The organism is Streptomyces sp. NPDC052036, from assembly GCF_040680495.1.
GTDB lineage: Bacteria > Actinomycetota > Actinomycetes > Streptomycetales > Streptomycetaceae > Streptomyces.
Genome location: NZ_JBFAWW010000015.1, coordinates 73389 through 90931, shown reverse-complemented (window position 1 = coordinate 90931; position 17543 = coordinate 73389). Strand labels below are relative to the sequence as shown.

The window sequence follows — 17543 nt, the reverse complement described above, 5'->3', positions numbered from 1 at the left end:
CGGAGGGCCGCCCCGTGCCCAGCCATCTGCCCGCGTTCCTGGTCACCACCTGGCTCCTGGCCATGCTCCCGGGAGCCGGTCAGACCGTCATGATCCGCCAGGTGCTGGCGGGCGGGCTGCGCACGGCACGCGGCACGATCGCCGGCAACGCGGCCGGGCTGCTGCTCTGGTCCATGGCCGCGGCGGCCGGCCTGTCGGCGATCCTGCCGGCGAGTCCTTTGGCGTACGCCGTCGTCCGGGTCCTGGGCGGCATCGTGCTGGTGACGCTCGGGGTGCGGACCCTGACGGCCGCACGCTCGGCCACCCCGGACGCCGGGTCGCCGGCCGGCCGGGGAAGGACCCGCACCGGTTTTCCGGGGGGCTTCGCCATGGGGCTCGGCACAAGTCTCGGCAACCCCAAGGCGGGTGTGTTCGCCGTGTCGATACTGCCGCAGTTCGTCACGGCGACCGGCCCGGTCTTTCTGTCCAGCGTCGCCCTGGGCGGTGTGTGGGCACTGGTCAACGTCTGCTGGTATCTCCTGTTCACCTGGCTGGTCCATCGGGGGCGCGCGCTGGTGACCAGGCCGGCGGTGCACCGGGGGCTCGGGGTGGTCACCGGTGTCGTCCTGCTCGTCCTGGGCGTGGCGGTGGCGGCGGGCGCCTGAGGCGGGCGGCCACTGAGCCGTCAGTCCGGGCTCCGGCGAGCCGTCAGCCGGGGCTCCGGCGAGCCGAGTGCGGGGCCGATCGCCCCCTCGGGCGCTGGATCATCCCCCGGTACGCATGTCCTCCGGGGACAGCGGCTCCGCGGTGCCCTCGGGCGGAATCCAGGCGCAGGCCAGGGAACCGCCGATCAGACCGCAGGACAGGCCGGCGAACAGGCCCCCGAAGTTCGCGAGGGGGAACGAGACGAGGGAGAGCAGCAGGGTGGCGATCCCGGCGAACACGCGCACGTGCTGCTGGAACCACAGGGAGACGCCCAGGACCACGAGCAGCACCCCGATGATCAGGGATGCCGCCCCGGACGTGGTCGACAGGGCCAGCGCGACACCCTGCAGATTCAGATGCGTATAGGGGAAGTACATGATGGGCAGCCCCGCCACGAGGGTGAACAGCCCCGCCCAGAAGGGCCGTTCTCCGCGCCATTCGCTGAATCCGCACCACACTTCGCCGGCGGTGGCGCGACGGGACAGGCGTTTGTGGAAAGGTTCCAGGAACACGTCTCTCCCTGTGGTGAGGCTCGCGGAGGCATACGGCGGGTGGGCGCCACGGCGGGTGCGCGGGCCGTGGAGGGGAGGGGCGTCAGACAAAACAGCGGTGACTGCCTGGCTCGATCTGCAGTTCGAAGCCGGGGACGTTCAAGGTGCCTGCCGAGGCCGCGACCGAGATCGCCCGCACATGGGTGAGGACGACCGTGTTCGCCTGCGAGGCGAAGACGTCGGGGTCGAAGAACCGCGACTTCCTGTCACCCGGATTGATCGGTCCCTTGCGGATGGCACCCGCTGCCACACCGATGTCGATGTCGCCGGCATTCGCCTGAGAGGCTTTTACGGAGATCGCGTCGATGAACAGGTTCGCCGCCTCCGCCTTCTGCCGGTCGGAGCTGGTGAGCAACAGGGTGTAGGGACCCAGCACCGGGATCGGGAGCACCACGGACACGCACAGATTCGTGATGTCCGCATGGTTGAACCCCAGGACCACCACCGGCACGAGCGTGCCCTTCCGGGTCACGTCGACCAACGGGTAGATGCTCACGCCACGGCCGCGCAGCTGATCGGCGGCGAGCTCGAACTCCTGACCGGAGATGAAGAACGACGCGGCCAGCGCTCCTTGTGCCATGCCGATACCGAGGGCGGCCGCGGCGGCGACGGCCGGGAGGAGGACAGTGGCGAAGCGTTTCCAGCACGTCCTGCCGGAGCGGTACAGCATGGCGCCTCCTCCGTCGCGCGGGCGGCCCCACCCGTGCCGGACCGGGGCAGGCGAAGTACTGGTGGCTGATGTCGGAGTCTAGACTTCCGGGCCGGGCAGCCGACGGCACGTCAGCTCGGCCGGTCGGGTGATATGTCCGCCGCAGACACCGCCCCGGCGCTTGTCCCGACGCCGGGCCTGCCGTGTCTCACCCTGCCGACAGGAGACGACATGACGTTCAGGGAACCGAGTCGGTGACGGGATACGGGACGAAGGTGCTGGTGTTCTGGTCGATGCGCAGCGGGTGGCCGAGGGGCGGGGCGGCGCGCTGGGGGCAGTCCAGGCGTTCACAGACCCGGCAGCCCATGCCGATGGGGGTGGCGGCGGAGGCGTTGGCGAGGTCGAGGCCGTCGGAGTAGACGAGTCGGTGGGCGTGCCGGATCTCGCAGCCCAGGCCGATGGCGAAGGTCTTGCCGGGTTCACCCCAGCCGCCACGGTGCCGAGCGATGGCACGGGCCGTCCACAAGTACCTCTGCCCGTCCGGCATTTCGGCAATCTGCACATGAATGCGGCCGGGAGCGGCGAACGCCTCGTAGACGTTCCACAGCGGGCAGGTGCCGCCCGCCCGGGAGAAATGAAAGCCGGTGGCGGACTGGCGTTTGGACATGTTGCCCGCCCGGTCGACGCGGACGAAGGAGAAGGGAACACCCCGCAGTCGGGGACGTTGCAGGGTGCTGAGGCGGTGGCAGACGGTCTCGTAGCCGAGGCCGTGGCGGTCGGTGAGGCGCTCGATGTCGTAGCGCACCTCTTCGGCGGCCGCGTGGAACGCGCCGTACGGCAGGATCAGGGCCGCCGCGAAGTAGTTGGCGATGCCGATGCGGGCCAGGGCGTGGGCGGGTGAGCCGGGCCGGAAGTCCTCCCCGGCCTGGCGGTCGAGTTCGTCGGCGTACTCCAGCAGGGCGAGCTGGGTGGCCATGCGAAAGGCGCGCTGGCCGGGGCGCAGACGGGTGGACAGATGGAGGGCGCGCGTCGGCTCGTCGTAGTGGTGCAGATGGTTGCCGGTCTCGGCGGCGAGCCGGACGCCGTGGCGGTCGGCGAGGCGGGCCGTGAGCGCTCGTTCGACATCGCCGGGGTGGATGCCGATCTCCTGGGCGAGTTCTTCGGCGGCGAGGTCGGTGTCGTGGAGGTAGTTCTGGCGGCGGTAGAAGAAGTCCCGGATCTCCTCATGGGGTGAGCGGGGTTGCTCCGGATCCGTGCCGCGGCCCTCCGTGGCTCCCGCGAGGCGCTCGGCGAGCAGATGGTTGCGGCGGCCGAGGTCGAGCAGGACCTGGGCGACCGCGGGCATCCGCGAGGCCAGTTCCGTCAGGTCGGTGGCGCCGACCCGGGCCTCGGCCAGTTCTCCTGCCAGCACCTCGCGGAGGTCCGCCACCAGCCGTGTGGTGTCGCGTTCGGAGAAGAAGCCCGGGTCGACGCCGAAAGCCTCGGTCAGGCGCAGCAGAACCGGGACCGTCAGCGGGCGGGAGTCGTGCTCCATCTGGTTGAGATAGCTGGGCGAGATGGCGAGAACGCGGGCCAGTTCGGCCTGGCTCATCCGGCGATCCTCGCGCAGGCGCCGCAGACGCGCCCCCGCATACGTCTTGCTCACCCGATCGTCCTCCGTGTCCGGTTCGCGGTCAGCGTACGCGATCAGACGGTCCGTGCGCCCTTCGCAAAGTTGGCAAACGGCGAGCGGAACATTCGCAAAAATTGGCCAACGTCCACGGTTGATGGCACTCAGTGCCAGTGCCAGAGTCTCAGTGCGGCCCGCCGGACACCGACGACCACCGCCCGGTACCGGGGCTCGATTTATGCCCTGACGTCGGAGATCACGGCGAGGCGGGGTCGGGAACGGCAGCATTGCTCACCTCCGCCCCTCGGCGTAACGGCGGGCCGCCTCAAGCAATTCGACACACAGTGCCACCTCCGTTCACCTGAGCGGGGAGATTGGCAGCCAGCACAGACCGAGGAGACGGTGACACTCATGGCAGAGTCGAGGACGAAGGCGGCCGAGGAACTCGCGCGGCGCTGGGCCACCGACCCCCGGTGGCAGGGCGTGGAGCGCACCTATGGCGCCGAGGACGTGATCCGGCTGTCCGGCAGCGTCCGTGAGGAGCACACCCTGGCCCGGCGCGGCGCCGAACGGCTGTGGCGGCAGCTGCACGAACAGGACTACATCCACGCGCTCGGCGCCCTGACCGGCGGCCAGGCGGTGCAGCAGGTCAAGGCCGGGCTCCAGGCCATCTATTTGTCCGGCTGGCAGGTCGCGGCCGACGCCAACCAGGCCGGACACACCTACCCCGATCAGAGCCTGTACCCGGCCAACTCCGTTCCTCAGGTGGTCCGTCGGATCAACAACGCGCTGCTGCGCGCCGACCAGATCGCCACCGCCGAGGACGCCGGAGACACCACCGACTGGCTCGCACCGATCGTCGCCGACGCCGAGGCGGGCTTCGGCGGGCCGCTGAACGCCTTCGAGCTGACCAAAGCGATGATCGCGGCAGGGGCGGCCGGAATCCACTACGAGGACCAGCTCGCGTCGGAGAAGAAGTGCGGCCACCTCGGCGGCAAGGTACTGGTCCCCACCTCTCAGCACATCCGCACCCTCAACGCGGCCCGTCTCGCCGCCGACATCGCGGACGTGCCGACAGTGGTCATCGCCCGTACGGACGCGCTGGCGGCCAACCTGCTGACCAGTGACGTGGACGAGCGCGACGCCGAGTTCGTGACCGGTGAACGCACGGCGGAGGGCTTCTACCGGGTGCGCAACGGCATGGCGCCGGTCATCGCCCGCGGCCTGGCGTACGCCCCGTACGCCGACCTGATCTGGGTGGAGACCGGCACGCCGGACCTTGAGCAGGCCCGCGAGTTCGCCGAGGCCGTCCACGCCCGGTACCCGGACCAGATGCTCGCCTACAACTGCTCGCCCTCCTTCAACTGGAAGGCGGCCCTGGACGACGACCAGATCGCCAAGTTCCAGCGCGAGCTGGGCGCCATGGGCTACCGGTTCCAGTTCATCACCCTGGCCGGCTTCCACTCGCTGAACCACGGCATGTTCGACCTCGCCCGCGGCTACGCGGAGCACGGCATGACCGCGTATGTCGACCTACAGGAGCGGGAGTTCGCCGCCCAGGCCGATGGTTTCACCGCCGTCAGGCACCAGCGCGAGGTCGGCACGGGCTACTTCGACCTCGTCTCCACCGCCGTCAACCCCGCCTCCTCCACCACCGCGCTGGCCGGCTCCACCGAGGCGGAGCAGTTCCACTAGACCACCCTACGGGGCCCCGGACCGCACCCGCCGAGAGCAGCGTCCGTCCGGCCCGCCCCGGCCGAGCGGGGGTCGACCGCCGTCCCCGTCCGACCCCCGCCCCTGTCGTGGGAGAAGCCCATGTCCACCAGTGCACTGACCCACCGTGTCCGCGTTCTCGCGCCCCTCGGCGACCGGCACGACGAGATCCTCACGCCCGGCGCCCTGGACTTCGTCGGCCGGCTGGCGGCGGCGTTCGGCGAGCGCCGTCAGGACCTCATGAGGGAGCGCCGCAGACAGGCACTGCGCCTGGCCAGTGGCTCCCCTCTCGACTTCCCCATGGTCACGTCCGCCGTCCGCGCCGATCCGACCTGGCGCGTCGCGCCGCCTGCCCCCGGACTCACCGACCGCCGCGTGGAGATCACCGGCCCACCGGACCGCCGTATGACGGTCAACGCCCTCAACTCCGGTGCCCGGGTGTGGATGGCCGACTTCGAGGACGCCACCGCACCCACCTGGAACAACGTCATCGGCGGCAAGCTGAGCCTGCTCGACGCCATCGAGCGGCGCATCGACTTCACCACCGCCGACGGCAAGGAGTACCGCCTCGCCGGCTCTGACCGGCTCGCCACCATCGTCGTCCGGCCGCGCGGGTGGCACCTGGACGAGGAGCACCTGGAGTTCGGCGGCGGACCGGTGCCCGCCACGCTCGTCGACTTCGGCCTGTACTTCTTCCACTGCGCCCAGCGGCAGATCGACGCGGGCCACGGCCCGTACTTCTATCTGCCGAAGCTGGAGAACCGCTACGAAGCCCGGCTGTGGAACGACGTCTTCGTCACCGCCCAGGACCTGCTCGGCATCCCCCGGGGCACGATCCGCGCCACCGTCCTCATCGAGACGATCACCGCCGCCTTCGAGATGGAGGAGATCCTCTACGAACTGCGCGCACACAGCTCGGGCCTCAACGCGGGTCGCTGGGATTATCTGTTCAGCCTGATCAAGACCTTCGGCCACCGCACCGACTTCCTGCTGCCGGACCGGGTGAAGGTGACGATGACCGCCCCCTTCATGAGGGCGTACACCGAGCTGCTGGTGCGCACCTGCCACCGGCGCGGCGCCCACGCCATCGGCGGTATGGCCGCCCAGGTGCCGGGCAAGGACCCGGCCGCCCATGAAGCGGCCCTCGCCAAGGTCCGGTTGGACAAGGAACGAGAGGCCGAGGACGGCTTCGACGGCTCCTGGGTGGCCCACCCCGCACTGGTGCCTGTCTGCCGTGAGGTGTTCGACGAGGTACTGGGCGAACGGGCCCACCAGATCGACCGGACACGCGACGACGTGGAGGTGACGGCCGCGGACCTGCTGTCGGTGCGCCGGATCGGCGGTCCGCCCACGGCGGAGGGAGTGCGCACCAACATCGCGGTCGCACTGCGCTACTTCGCCGCCTGGCTGCGCGGCCAGGGCGCGGTCGCCCTGTACGGTCTGATGGAGGACGCGGCCACCGCCGAGATCGCCCGGGTGCAGATCTGGCAGTGGCTGCGGCACCGGGTGATCGACCGGGAGACGGTACTGCGGCTGCTCGACGAGGAACTCGCCGCGCTCGGCGCCGAGTACCCGTGGGCGCCCCTCGACGAGGTGCGTGCACTCTTCGAACGGAACGCGCTGGCCGGTGAGTTGCCGCTGTTCTTCACACCGGACGCCTACGCCGCCCACTTGGTGCGCCGGGCGGAGCCGCGATCATGAGCGACGTCATCCGACGTGTCGGAGTGGTCGGCGGCGGCCAGATGGGCGCGGGCATCGCCGAGGTGTGCGCACGGGCCGGCCTGGACACGGTGGTCTGCGAGGCCGACGCCACGGCCGCCCGCGACCGCGTGGCCTCCTCGCTGGACCGTGCGGTGCGACGGGGCAGGCTGGAACCGGCCGTGGCACAGGACGCCCTCGCCCGCACGGTCTTCACGGGCAGTCTGGAGGACCTTGCAGACCGGCAGCTCGTCGTGGAGGCCGTCGTCGAGAACGCCGACGCCAAGACCGAGGTGTTCGCCGCGCTCGACAAGATCGTCGAGGATCCGGCGGCCGTCCTCGCGACCAACACCTCCGCCATCCCCGTGATGCGCCTCGGCATGGCCACCAGCCGCGCCGACCGGGTCGTGGGACTGCACTTCTTCAACCCGGTTCCGGTGCTGCCGTTGGTGGAGGTCGTGACCTCCCTGCACACCGCGCCCGAGACCGTCGCCGTGGTCGAGGACTTCGCGACCGGCACCCTCGGCAAGACCGTCGTCCGCTCCCCGGACCGGGCGGGCTTCGTCGTCAACGCGCTACGGGTCCCGTACCTGCTCGCGGCGATCCGCATGGCGGAGTCCGGCTTCGCCACCGCCGCCGACATCGACACCAGCATGGAACTGGGCTGCGCCCACCCCATGGGCCCGCTGAAGCTGGCGGACCTGATCGGGCTGGACACCGTCGCCTCGATCGCAGAGTCGCTCTACGACGAGTTCAGGGAACCCCTCTATGCTCCTCCCCCACTGCTTCAGCGGATGGTGCAGGCAGGGCTGCTGGGCCGTAAGACCGGCCGGGGGTTTCACACGTACGGCCAGGGCTGAGGGCCTGGCTCGGCCGGGCTGAGGGGCCCGGCCCCCGTCGCCGGCCGCGGGAACCGGCGACGGCACACAGGGGAAGGGCGGGAAGCGCGCGTACGCGGTTCCCGCCCTCGACCCGTCCCCCGCACGACGACCCATGCGCCGACGCACGTCGACCACGTATCCCATCGCGCACCGCCCGCACGTCAACCGCGTACCCGGCTCGCGTCAACCGCGTGTTTCACCTCACCATCCGAATGACGGACGTGACCCACCGCAACCTCGAACGGCCCCTTAGGCTGGCCCGTGCAGCTGGTTCGCCCCGTCCGCCAGGCGGGAGCGTCGTAAGAGGGAACCCGGTGGGAATCCGGGACTGCCCCGCAGCGGTGAGCGGGAACGACCGCCGTCATACGCACTGGGCCCGACGAACAGGGTTTGGGAAGCGACGGCCAGTAGGTGTCTCGTACGACGAGACGTGCCCGCGAGTCCGAAGACCTGCCAACTGCCCGTGTGCGAACGACTCGCACGCGGACATTCCGGTGACCTCGAGGGCGGGTCGGCGTACATACCAGGCGGACGACGGCGCTGCGCGCGAGGTCGTACCGCCCGGTCCGTCACCCCTTCGCGCACTCGACCCGTCCCCGGGATCTCAGGGATTCATCTCGCGAAGGAGATCTCCGTGACCACCAAGCCCGCAGTCGCGGCAGCACGGGCCACCGTGTACGGCTACCCCCGGCAGGGACAGCACCGGGAGCTGAAGAAGGCCATCGAGGGCACGACGCCCGCCGCTCCCAGCCCTACGCCGAACGGACCACGGCCCAACACGCCCGCCTTGGTCTGCCGCTGCTGCCGACCACCACCATCGGCTCCTTCCCGCAGACCGGCGAACTGCGCGCCGCCCGCGCCGACCTGCGCGCGGGCCGGATCGACACGGACGGGTACGAGGAGCGCATCAAGACCGAGATCCGGGAGGTCATCGCCTTCCAGGAGAAGACCGGACTCGACGTCCTCGTACACGGCGAACCCGAACGCAACGACATGGTCCAGTACTTCGCCGAGCAGCTCTCCGGCTATCTCGCCACCCAGCACGGCTGGGTCCAGTCCTACGGCACCCGCTACGTCCGCCCGCCGATCCTGGCCGGCGACATCTTCCGCCCGGAGCCGATGACGGTGCGCTGGACGACATACGCCCAGTCCCTCACCGACCGGCCCGTCAAGGGCATGCTCACCGGCCCGGTCACCATGCTCGCCTGGTCCTTCGTGCGCGACGACCAGCCCCTCGCCGACACCGCCCGCCAGGTCGCACTCGCCCTGCGCGACGAGGTCCACGACCTGGAGACGGCCGGGACCCGCGTCATCCAGGTCGACGAACCCGCCCTGCGCGAAACGCTGCCGCTGCGCGCCGCCGACCGCCCCGCCTATCTGGGGTGGGCCACCGAGGCGTTCCGGCTCACCACCGGCGGTGTGCGGCCGGACACCCAGATCCACACCCATATGTGCTACGCGGAGTTCGGCGACATCGTCCAGGCCATCGACGACCTCGACGCCGACGTCATCAGCCTGGAAGCCGCCCGCTCCCATATGCAGGTCGCCCGCGAACTCGCCGCCCATGGCTATCCGCGCGAGGCGGGGCCCGGGGTGTACGACATCCACTCCCCGCGCGTGCCGAGCGAGCAGGAGGCGGCGGAGTTGCTGCGCACCGGGCTGAAGGCCATCCCCGCCGAACGTCTGTGGGTCAACCCCGACTGCGGCTTGAAGACCCGCGGCTGGGACGAGACCCGCGCCTCGCTGGAGAACCTGGTCGCCGCGGCCCGCACCGTCCGCGGTGAGCTGCCCGCGTCCTGATCCGCCGGTCTCACCAGGGACCGGGTCTGTCGGTGCCCGGAGAACGCGAGAGGGCCCCGGATGGTTCCGTGGGCCCTCTTGTGTCTCGGGTCAATTCAGCTCGGAGCGGCGACCGCCCGGCCCCGAGTGGCCGGTACGGGCTTCGGATTCAGCTGGCGCTCCGCCAACTCGCCGAAGAGCAGACCGAATCCGCCCCACAGGACGAGCTGGATGGCAAGGGCCGAGAGACGGAACCGCCACAGCAGGGTGGCCGGGAAGTCCTTCGGCACCTCGTTGACCACCGGGAGGAAGGCATACGCCAGACCGATCAGGACGGCGAAGCCGACGACGGCGACAACGGTCGCGTACCAGTTGCCCAGTCGCGGCGCGAGCCGCTTGCCCAGAATGGTGGCGGCGATCGCCAGGAGCACACTGAGCAGCATCATCAGGAAGTACAGGGTGGTCCGCTTGCCGATGGTGTCGGGGTTGCCGACCGACGGCGGGTTGGCCGGATACTTCAGGAACGGCACGACGTACACGGCCAGCAGCGCGCAGCCGGACAGCAGCAGCGCGGTCGCCCGCGGGGAGAAGCTGCCGACCCGGCCGAGCGCGAAGCAGAAAGCGAGTGCGGCGATGCCGCCGAACGCGACTCCGTAGACCAGGACGCCGGTGGCAAGACCGGCGGTGGACTGCAGTGAGCGGGAGACGACTTCCATCTCGTGTTCGTGGGAGTGGGCTGCCTCGAAGCTGATCGCGCTGTCGACGTTCGGCTCACCGAGGAGGTAGGCCACGACCAGCGCGAGCAGGCCGGCGGCCAGGCCGCCGAGCATGCCCCGCACGAGAAGGTTGCGTACGGTTGCGGAGTTCATGGGTGTGCGGCGTCCCTCGCGTCAGTGGCAGGGGAAGCCGAGCAGGTGGCGGGCGTCGTGCACCCACTCATGGACGTCCGTGCCGTTGAACACGGAGGTGGCGCCCTGCTCGGCGCCGACGAAGTACAACAGGATGAGCATGAGGATGCCGAAGAAAACCGCCCAGGGAGCTATCGCGTTCAGCGGCAGCTTGGCGGGAACGACGGGGGTGGTGGCTGTCGGCTGGGCGACGGTCTGCGCCATGGCAGGACCTCCTCTGGGAGTTCGCGTCCCATCTCGGTGGTGCACAGGACGACAGCCACGGGTCTGACTCACGAGCCGCCCCGGGAGGCGTCTCGCACACAGTGGCGCGACCGTGCCGGACTTTCACCGGCTTCCGTCGTACCGTCGTCAATCTCGGAGAGACCGTACCGCGTGTCGGGTGCGTGGCCAAGATGGCCTCCCCCTGGCGTGATCTTCCTCTCCACACCAGGCGGACAAGAACACCGCGCGACACGGGCGCCGCTGGCTCACCGGGCCGTCTCCGTGGCGGTACCGGGTCCGGCGAGCCCCAGTTCGCGGTCGCCGAGGGGGGCGAAAAATCGCTCCACGTCGGAGTCGGACACCTCGGCGAGGGTCGCCGGGGACCAGCGCGGGTTGCGGTCCTTGTCGATGATCTGGGCGCGGACGCCCTCCACCAGGTCGTGGGTACGCAGGGCCGCGCAGGAGACGCGGTACTCCTGGTCGAGGACGTGTTCCAGCCGGCCGAGGCGGCGGGCGCGGCGCAGGGCGGCCAGGGTGACCTTGAGGGCGGTGGGCGACCTGGAGAGCAAGATCTCCGCGGTCTCCTTGGCCGTCCGACCGCCGTGAGCGAGAAGCCGGTCGAGAATCTCCTCGACGCTGTCGGCGGCGTAGCAGCTGTCGATCCACTCCCGCTGTCCGGCCAACTCTCCCGGCGGTGCGGGCCGTGCATGGCGGACGAGGGCCTCTCGTACGGGCGTCTCGGCGAGGTCGTCGAGGAGTTCGGGGACCGAGGTGGACGGTACGTAGTGGTCGGCGAGGCCGCACAGCAGGGCGTCGGCGGCACCGATCTGCGCACCGGTGAGGGCGAGGTGGGTGCCCAACTCGCCCGGGGCGAGGGCGAGCAGATAAGTGCCGCCGACGTCGGGGACGAAGCCGATGCCGGTCTCGGGCATCGCGACCCTGGACCGCTCGGTGACGATGCGAACGCTGCCGTGCGCGGAGACGCCGACCCCGCCGCCCATCACGATGCCGTCCATGGTGGCGACGTACGACTTCGGGTAGCGGGCGATACGGGCGTTGAGGCGATACTCGTCGCGCCAGAACGCGGCCGAGGCCGTGCCGTCCCCGTCGCGGGCGTCGTCGTGGACGGCCCGGATGTCGCCGCCCGCGCACAGGCCGCGCTCCCCCGCGCCGGTGATGACCACGGCCTCCACCGCGGGGTCGTGTTCCCACGCGGTCAGGGCCTCGTCGATGCGGCGAACCATCGCATGGTTCAGGGCGTTGAGTGCCCTCGGGCGGTTGAAGGTGATACGGGCGGCCCGCCCGGAGGTGTGGAACAGGACGGGTTCCTCACTGCCGGTCATCCGAATGCCTCCGTCAGGCCGCGGGCCACGAGGACGCGCATGATCTCGTCGGTTCCTTCCAGGATCTGGTGGACTCAGGTCAGGTCGCGGACGATCTCCTCGGGGCCGCAGCCACCGTGGTGTCGGCGGCCCGCACCTCGCGCAGCCGTGCGGACAGGTCGTCCAGCAGTTCCGGCTCGGAGTCGACCAAGTAGAAGTGCCCCCCGGGGAACACCTTGATGCTCGATCCACCGACCGACGCATGCGACCACGCATGTGCTTCGGAGATGGTGACATCCGGGTCGCTGTACCCGACATAGATCGAGAGCGGGCAATTGATGGTCCGGCCCGGCCGAGGAGAGTAGTTCCTGATCATGCGCAGATCCGCACGGAGGGCGGGGAGCAGCAGCGGGCGCAGATCCTTGTCCTCGTACGCCGCCGAGTTGACGCCGTCCAGGGACTTGGCGAAGTCGACGACCGATTCATCGTCGTCGTCAGGCAGGTCGCGGTTGTTGGTGCCGGGGCCGCCGCTGCCGGACACGACGAGCATGGCCGGGGGCCGGCCATGGTTCTCCTCCAGCCGCAGCGCCACTTCGAAGGCCAGGTCCGCACCCATGCTGTGCCCGAACAGGACCAGGCCGCTGTCGAGCAGCGGAGCCAGCTGCTCGGCGATCTCGCCGGCCATCTCGTTCATGTCCTCGACGAACGGTTCTCTGATCCGGTCCTCCCGCCCCGGGTAGCGGACCGCCAGCAGTTCCACGTCGGCGGGCAGTCCACGGCGCCAGCCGCGGAAGACACCAGCGGAACCGCCGGCATGGGGGAAGCAGACCAGGCGCTGCCTCGGCCCGGCAACCGCGCCGAACCGCCGCAGCCATATCGCCGTATCAGACGAACTCACAGACATAGGGTGTTCTCCAGCAATGAGTGCATCGCGAGATCACGTTGACCCTACATTGATCGCGGAGTCGGAGAAGGCGGAGAAGGCGGACTCGGAGACGGCGCCGCGATCTCGGCGTTGCTCAGGCCGCTCGCGACGGCGGCCAGGACGCGTTCGCGTTCGGTGAGATCGGACAACTGGCCTTCCGGTCTGAGGGTTTGTCCGGGCAGACCGGTCTCCGGCGGTGGTTGCCTGCGAGGCGCTCAGCCTCCGGTCGGCTCCGAGCCCGAACGCCGTCGTCGACTTCGACGCCGTGGTCCGGGACCCCGCCGACCCCCACCGCATCCTGCCCGCCTACGACGCGGGCGACCACCTGCACTTCAGCGACGCGGGGCTCAAGGCGATGGCCGACGCGATCGACCTGAACGACCTCGGTTTCACCTCCGAACCGGTCCCCGGAGGCAACGCCGCCTGAACCCCCTCCCCCGGGAGCCCGGCCGGGGCTTCGCCTCCAGCCAGCCCTTCATGCTTACAGCCGGACCGTGAGCACTGCCGGGTGTCGGCTGGTGCGGGCCGTCAGCGCAGCCTGCCAGACATCTGTCAGATGTGGGGGGATCAGACCGGGCTCCATGGCGTCCGGCGGGCAGAAGCGGTACTCGCTCAGCTCTGATTCCTGCAGAGTGATCGCGGCCTGGTCCTCGGCGCTGAGGGTGCCGCCGTCGAAGATGTACAGGACCTGTGCCCCCCGGCCCGGAGAGCTGACCCAGGCGTGCACCAGCAGACGGTCGATGGGCGGGGTGATGCCGAGTTCCTCGCGTACCTCGCGGGCGGCTGCGTCCTGAGGGGTTTCATCCCGGTCGACGGCGCCGCCGGGGAGATTCCAGTAACTCTTGTATGTCGGATTGACGATCAGGACGTCGCCGTCGGCGTTGGAGAACAGGGCAGCCGCCGAGGCGGTCAGAGTGAGGAGGGGAGCGTTCATGGTCGGGTCCTGGTGGCGTGGGAAACGAGCGGGGTGTCGAAGGAACTGAGGTGCGGCTACAAGTCTGCCGACCGCCCGAACGCAAGAAGGAGTCGCACACTACAAGCGCTACTTGATGAGCCGGCAGCAGTCCGCCCAAAGGAGGAGCGGTGTCAGACCGCACCGATACGGTCGTTCCATGAGAGCTACAGGAACGTTCACTGTCAAAGCGTTCGTCCCGACCGAGCTGAAGCCGGACCCGGCTGTGTCCACTGGGCTTCCGGTGGGTGTCGCGACGATGGAGAAGCATTTCGAGGGCGAGGTCGCCGGTCGCTCGGCGACCTTGTTCACCGCTGCCTTCGACCAGACGACCGGCGTGGGCACCTATGTGGCCATGGAGTCGTTCGACGGCTCGCTGTGCGGCCGGGTCGGCGCCTTCAACTTCGTGCACTCGGCGACGACGTCCGGCAGCGATCGCACGGCGGAGTTCTTCACCATCGTGCCCACGAGCGGCACGGGAGAGCTGGCCGGGATCTCCGGTGCCGGAGGAATGGCCGTCGACGCTGACGGGACGCATCGGATCTGGTTCGACTACGAGTGGGAAGTGGGCCGATGACAGACGAAGCGCATCACGTCGTGGATCGATCTGCGGGATGCGCCCTCATGGCAGGTCCGGCTCCACGTTTGATGCTGGGGGGACGTCCGAACAGCAATGAGCGTGCGCTGCTCGGGAGCCTCGATCCGGCGGGCGCCGATGAGACGTGACCCACATCCCGCCCGAGGCACACGTTGACGCAGTTGATCCATGGGCCGTGGCGATGGAGCGCTGGGGTCAAGCCTGCGCGTGAGGCCGAGTGCGCCCCGCCGTCCTCGGACGCCACACGATCCAGACCGCCCCGACACCGGCGGTGAAGTCGACATCGGCCGACACCACGTCCGGCGATCTTTGAAGACTGGTCTCAGCGCCCATCGCCGCAGGGTGCAGCCCGGTGGCCAGAGCCGTGTGGAACACTCGCCGTCGCTGTTGGAGCAAATGGTCGATCAAACGGTGACCAAGGGGGATTGCTTTTCATGAGCGTGAGCATTGGGTTCATCAGCGCGACAGGGGAGGAGCTGGACAGGGCGGAAAGGGAACCGAGTTGGGCCAAGGCGTACGTCTACGAGCTGTACGCCTGCGATCCGATGCCGGATCGTCCCTACGGCGGCCCGGGCAAGGCGTGGGCCGGCCTCCAGTTCCTGCTCGACGAGACAGAGGTGGATATCGAATTCCTGATGGACGGGTCTCAAATCCTTCAGGAAGGCACCCTGTTCGGGTGGTCTGCGGAGCAGATCCAGAGCGTGGCCCGGCGTCTGCGGGCGACCCCGTGGGAACAGTTGGCGGCCCACTACGCCCCGGAGCGGATGACGGTTGAGGAGGTGTACCCCAACATGTGGAGGTTCGATGCCGAGGGCGAACTGGAGTGGCTTGAGCGCTCCTACGAGGAGCTCGTCGCATTCTTCGCCGGGGCGGCTGAGCGCGGTCATGGGGCGTTCATGAGCTTCAGCTTCTAGGGCCGCACCCTCCATCACCCCGGCGCAGGCGCTTCAGGGCAGGAGGGCGGGTGGTCCGGACCGGCAACCGGCCGCCCAGATCGGACACCTGCCGGCCGCGGGACGGGAGTGCCACCGGGCTCAGGCGGTGCCGGGCGGTCGTGGTCATCCGCGTGTCCGGCCGGGTTTCGTCGAGGCCCGGGATTCCGGGTCCGGACGAGAAAATGGGGCGGCGGCCGGTCCGTGCCCTGCTTCGGTGGCGAGGCCGGGTTCGTGGCCGCGGCGCCCTGGGAGCATGACAGCGGCGACTGCGGCGGCCGCGCAGATGACGCAGCCCAGCACGGCCGTGGCCCCGTAGCCGTTGGGGTCGGGCAGGGACTGTCCGGGCAAGGTGTGCGATGCGAGCACCGTGGCGCTCAACGCGCTTCCGTGGAGAACCCGACGTAGCGCAGGACCTGGTTGAAGCCCATTGCGCTCCCGACCTCCTGGGCGGCCACCGAGTTGACGATCAACCCGGGGACCAGGGCGAAGACGCAGCCCACGCCCACGCCCGCCACGCCCGTCACGAGGAACAGCTCCCACAGGCCGGACCGGCTCAGCGCGAACAGCAGCATGGACACGAGGACGACGCCGCAGGACAGCGGCAGCGTCAGCCGCCAGGACAGGCGGCCCGCCACGAGCGGGACGGCCCTGCCGGCCAGCAGGCTGCCGACCGAGAAGGGCAGCAGGATCATCCCGGTGACGACGACCGACGCACCAAAGCCGTGGCCCGCGCCCACGGGTGCCTGGGCCAGCCGCGTGACCAGGGACAGGAGCAGGTACATCCCGATGCCCGCGGCGAGTCCGATCACGTCGGCGGTCAGCACGACGCGGTTGCGGAGCTTGCGCAGGTCGACCAGTGGCGGGCCGATGCGCAGCTCGTACACGATCCAGACCGCCAGACAGGCCAGGGACGCGGCGAGCAGGCCGAGCAGGGCCGGCGATGTCCAGCCCCAGGACCCTCCCTTGCTCAGCACGAGCAGGAGCCCGGCGAGGACCGCGCCGAACAGGACCGCGCCCACCACGTCGAAGCGACGGCAGGCCAGATGCCGGGAGCGCGGCACGACGAGCGCGGCCGACACGAGGGCGGCGGCGCTGACCAGCGCGCCGAACCAGAAGCTGCCGTGGTACCCGAAGCCCTCGGTGATCAGACCGGTCAGCGGGTACCCCAGGCCGACACCCGCCACGGTGGTGATCGACAGCAGCGCGATGGTGGAGCGGAAACGTTCCGCCGGCAGGTTGTCTTCTGGTCCCGGCGGCACGGGTGGTGGTGGGCGTGCCGCCCGGGTCGGGTTGTGCGGGGTACTTCGAGGGGTGCGTCCCTCGACCGGACCCGGCGGAGGTGATCCCGGACTCCCGAAGTCCCTCGGACCTCGTTGTCCGTCATCGCTGGGCCGCCGGGGGCTCCGTCTTGCGTCACTCCGGCCGGCCCGCGGGCCGGCCGGAGACGGGGGGCACGGTCACTGGGCCGCGGTGGAACGCTTTTCGTCGACCCGGGTGGCCTGGGCCGCGACGGCGGTGCCGCGCTCGTGGAGGGGCGCGGTCGGCATGCGGTCGACCTGCAGGCTGAGCAGTTCCGGGCGGGCGTAGTGGCCGCGCGTGTCAGCCATGCGCTTGCGGCGGTCGATCATCGTGAAGTCCCGGTCGGCGATGACCTCGCCCTCGCCGGCGGCGAGCGGCTCACCGACGATGCGGCCCTCGGGGTCGACGATGGCCGTGAAGAATCCGTGGGAGAACAAGCCGACGGGGACGCCGTTGTCCTCGACGAGCTTCGCCTTCTGGTCGTCGTCGAGCCAGGCGGTGGCGTTGACCACGAAGCAGGCCGACTCCAGCGCGTGCTGGCGGATGGCGACCTCCATCTGGGGGGCGAATTTCTCGCTGCCGAGGCCGCCGGGGAACATCGCGGCGTGAATTTGCTCGCCGTCGGCGATCAGGGCGTAGGGCGCCTTCACGAAGCCGAAGTACGGACAGTACGGGATCACGGTCTCCGGGAAGACCGCGAACTCGACACCCTGCTTCCCAGCTCGTGGATCTTCTTCACGACACGTTCGACGGTGCCCGCGCGGCTGTAGAGCACCGGGCTTATCTGGACGGCGGCAACCTTCACGGTCATGTTGTAGCTCCTCAGTCGCAATCTG

Annotated in this window: 16 protein-coding genes, 3 pseudogenes and 2 riboswitches; of the genes and pseudogenes, 8 read left to right on the top strand and 11 right to left on the bottom strand. The window is 69.9% G+C overall.

Going from position 1 to position 17543, the window contains the following annotated elements:
* The first annotated feature begins 14 nt into the window (after positions 1-14).
* Complete coding sequence (locus AB0L95_RS21675) at positions 15-644, top strand: LysE family translocator (protein ID WP_365163582.1); 630 nt, start codon at positions 15-17, stop codon at positions 642-644.
* Positions 645-791: 147 nt separating this feature from the next.
* On the opposite strand, the pseudogene AB0L95_RS21670 reads toward AB0L95_RS21675, so the two are convergent.
* The 3 genes and pseudogenes from AB0L95_RS21670 to AB0L95_RS21660 form a co-directional block, all read right to left on the bottom strand.
* A pseudogene (locus AB0L95_RS21670) lies at positions 792-1169 on the bottom strand (DUF6114 domain-containing protein); the annotation flags it as partial.
* A gap of 109 nt (positions 1170-1278) precedes the next feature.
* On the bottom strand, positions 1279-1905 hold the full coding sequence (locus AB0L95_RS21665; protein WP_365163580.1) for a DUF6230 family protein: 627 nt from the start codon (positions 1903-1905) through the stop codon (positions 1279-1281).
* Positions 1906-2122: 217 nt separating this feature from the next.
* Entirely contained in the window at positions 2123-3529 is a 1407-nt protein-coding gene (locus AB0L95_RS21660; RefSeq protein WP_365163578.1) for a short-chain fatty acyl-CoA regulator family protein, read from the bottom strand.
* A gap of 375 nt (positions 3530-3904) precedes the next feature.
* Here AB0L95_RS21660 and aceA point away from each other — a divergent pair, with 375 nt between their 5' ends.
* From aceA to metE, 4 genes and pseudogenes are all read left to right on the top strand, one after another.
* A complete protein-coding gene (aceA, locus tag AB0L95_RS21655; protein WP_365163576.1) occupies positions 3905-5188 on the top strand; it encodes an isocitrate lyase in 1284 nt (427 codons plus the stop codon).
* A 120-nt stretch (positions 5189-5308) separates the two neighbouring features.
* Positions 5309-6907 (top strand): malate synthase A, encoded by a 1599-nt coding sequence (aceB, locus tag AB0L95_RS21650; protein WP_365163574.1) that lies wholly within the window; start codon positions 5309-5311, stop codon positions 6905-6907.
* Entirely contained in the window at positions 6904-7764 is an 861-nt protein-coding gene (locus tag AB0L95_RS21645) for a 3-hydroxybutyryl-CoA dehydrogenase (RefSeq protein ID WP_365163572.1), read from the top strand. The genes aceB and AB0L95_RS21645 overlap by 4 nt, the downstream gene beginning before the upstream one ends.
* Positions 7765-8036: 272 nt before the next feature.
* Positions 8037-8258, top strand: a riboswitch (cobalamin riboswitch).
* A gap of 259 nt (positions 8259-8517) precedes the next feature.
* Positions 8518-9585: pseudogene (metE, locus tag AB0L95_RS21640) on the top strand (5-methyltetrahydropteroyltriglutamate--homocysteine S-methyltransferase); the annotation flags it as partial.
* 95 nt (positions 9586-9680) lie between these two features.
* Here the strand turns inward: metE and AB0L95_RS21635 are convergent.
* From AB0L95_RS21635 to AB0L95_RS21620, 4 genes are all read right to left on the bottom strand, one after another.
* Positions 9681-10433, bottom strand: coding sequence for a CbtA family protein (locus AB0L95_RS21635; protein ID WP_365163570.1), 753 nt, complete (start codon positions 10431-10433; stop codon positions 9681-9683).
* A gap of 21 nt (positions 10434-10454) precedes the next feature.
* Positions 10455-10676, bottom strand: a complete 222-nt coding sequence (locus tag AB0L95_RS21630) for a CbtB-domain containing protein (RefSeq protein WP_365163568.1) — start codon at positions 10674-10676, stop codon at positions 10455-10457.
* Positions 10677-10712: 36 nt separating this feature from the next.
* A riboswitch (cobalamin riboswitch) is annotated at positions 10713-10857 on the bottom strand.
* 85 nt (positions 10858-10942) lie between these two features.
* Positions 10943-12019 carry an enoyl-CoA hydratase/isomerase family protein gene (locus AB0L95_RS21625; protein WP_365163566.1) on the bottom strand — a complete coding sequence of 359 codons (1077 nt, stop codon included), beginning with the start codon at positions 12017-12019 and terminating at the stop codon, positions 10943-10945.
* Between the two features lie 79 nt (positions 12020-12098).
* Positions 12099-12902 carry an alpha/beta fold hydrolase gene (locus tag AB0L95_RS21620; RefSeq protein WP_365163564.1) on the bottom strand — a complete coding sequence of 268 codons (804 nt, stop codon included), beginning with the start codon at positions 12900-12902 and terminating at the stop codon, positions 12099-12101.
* A gap of 262 nt (positions 12903-13164) precedes the next feature.
* On the opposite strand from AB0L95_RS21620, the pseudogene AB0L95_RS21615 reads away from it, so the two are divergent.
* Positions 13165-13350: pseudogene (locus AB0L95_RS21615) on the top strand (SGNH/GDSL hydrolase family protein); the annotation flags it as partial.
* Positions 13351-13404: 54 nt separating this feature from the next.
* Here the strand turns inward: AB0L95_RS21615 and AB0L95_RS21610 are convergent.
* The gene (locus AB0L95_RS21610) at positions 13405-13857 is read right to left on the bottom strand and encodes an NUDIX hydrolase (protein ID WP_365163561.1); all 453 of its coding nucleotides are present in this window, start codon (positions 13855-13857) and stop codon (positions 13405-13407) included.
* Positions 13858-14035: 178 nt separating this feature from the next.
* Here AB0L95_RS21610 and AB0L95_RS21605 point away from each other — a divergent pair, with 178 nt between their 5' ends.
* Positions 14036-14452: a DUF3224 domain-containing protein gene (locus AB0L95_RS21605; RefSeq protein ID WP_365163558.1), complete on the top strand. Its 417-nt coding sequence runs from the start codon at positions 14036-14038 to the stop codon at positions 14450-14452.
* A gap of 455 nt (positions 14453-14907) precedes the next feature.
* Entirely contained in the window at positions 14908-15387 is a 480-nt protein-coding gene (locus AB0L95_RS21600) for a YfbM family protein (protein ID WP_365163555.1), read from the top strand.
* 395 nt (positions 15388-15782) lie between these two features.
* Here the strand turns inward: AB0L95_RS21600 and AB0L95_RS21595 are convergent, their stop codons facing one another.
* From AB0L95_RS21595 to AB0L95_RS21585, 3 genes are all read right to left on the bottom strand, one after another.
* Positions 15783-16667, bottom strand: a complete 885-nt coding sequence (locus AB0L95_RS21595; protein ID WP_365163552.1) for a hypothetical protein — start codon at positions 16665-16667, stop codon at positions 15783-15785.
* A gap of 198 nt (positions 16668-16865) precedes the next feature.
* Positions 16866-17387 (bottom strand): nitrilase-related carbon-nitrogen hydrolase, encoded by a 522-nt coding sequence (locus tag AB0L95_RS21590; protein ID WP_365163549.1) that lies wholly within the window; start codon positions 17385-17387, stop codon positions 16866-16868.
* Complete coding sequence (locus AB0L95_RS21585) at positions 17384-17518, bottom strand: hypothetical protein (RefSeq protein WP_365163546.1); 135 nt, start codon at positions 17516-17518, stop codon at positions 17384-17386. Before AB0L95_RS21585 ends, AB0L95_RS21590 begins: the two co-directional genes overlap by 4 nt.
* Positions 17519-17543: the final 25 nt, after the last annotated feature.

Coding starts and splice junctions, on each gene's coding strand:
- AB0L95_RS21665 (WP_365163580.1), bottom strand. CDS start 1,905: ATGCTGTACCGCTCCGGCAGGACGTGCTGGAAACGCTTCGCCACTGTC.
- aceA (WP_365163576.1), top strand. CDS start 3,905: ATGGCAGAGTCGAGGACGAAGGCGGCCGAGGAACTCGCGCGGCGCTGG.
- aceB (WP_365163574.1), top strand. CDS start 5,309: ATGTCCACCAGTGCACTGACCCACCGTGTCCGCGTTCTCGCGCCCCTC.
- AB0L95_RS21645 (WP_365163572.1), top strand. CDS start 6,904: ATGAGCGACGTCATCCGACGTGTCGGAGTGGTCGGCGGCGGCCAGATG.
- AB0L95_RS21635 (WP_365163570.1), bottom strand. CDS start 10,433: ATGAACTCCGCAACCGTACGCAACCTTCTCGTGCGGGGCATGCTCGGC.
- AB0L95_RS21630 (WP_365163568.1), bottom strand. CDS start 10,676: ATGGCGCAGACCGTCGCCCAGCCGACAGCCACCACCCCCGTCGTTCCC.
- AB0L95_RS21625 (WP_365163566.1), bottom strand. CDS start 12,019: ATGACCGGCAGTGAGGAACCCGTCCTGTTCCACACCTCCGGGCGGGCC.
- AB0L95_RS21620 (WP_365163564.1), bottom strand. CDS start 12,902: ATGTCTGTGAGTTCGTCTGATACGGCGATATGGCTGCGGCGGTTCGGC.
- AB0L95_RS21610 (WP_365163561.1), bottom strand. CDS start 13,857: ATGAACGCTCCCCTCCTCACTCTGACCGCCTCGGCGGCTGCCCTGTTC.
- AB0L95_RS21605 (WP_365163558.1), top strand. CDS start 14,036: ATGAGAGCTACAGGAACGTTCACTGTCAAAGCGTTCGTCCCGACCGAG.
- AB0L95_RS21600 (WP_365163555.1), top strand. CDS start 14,908: ATGAGCGTGAGCATTGGGTTCATCAGCGCGACAGGGGAGGAGCTGGAC.
- AB0L95_RS21585 (WP_365163546.1), bottom strand. CDS start 17,518: ATGACCGTGAAGGTTGCCGCCGTCCAGATAAGCCCGGTGCTCTACAGC.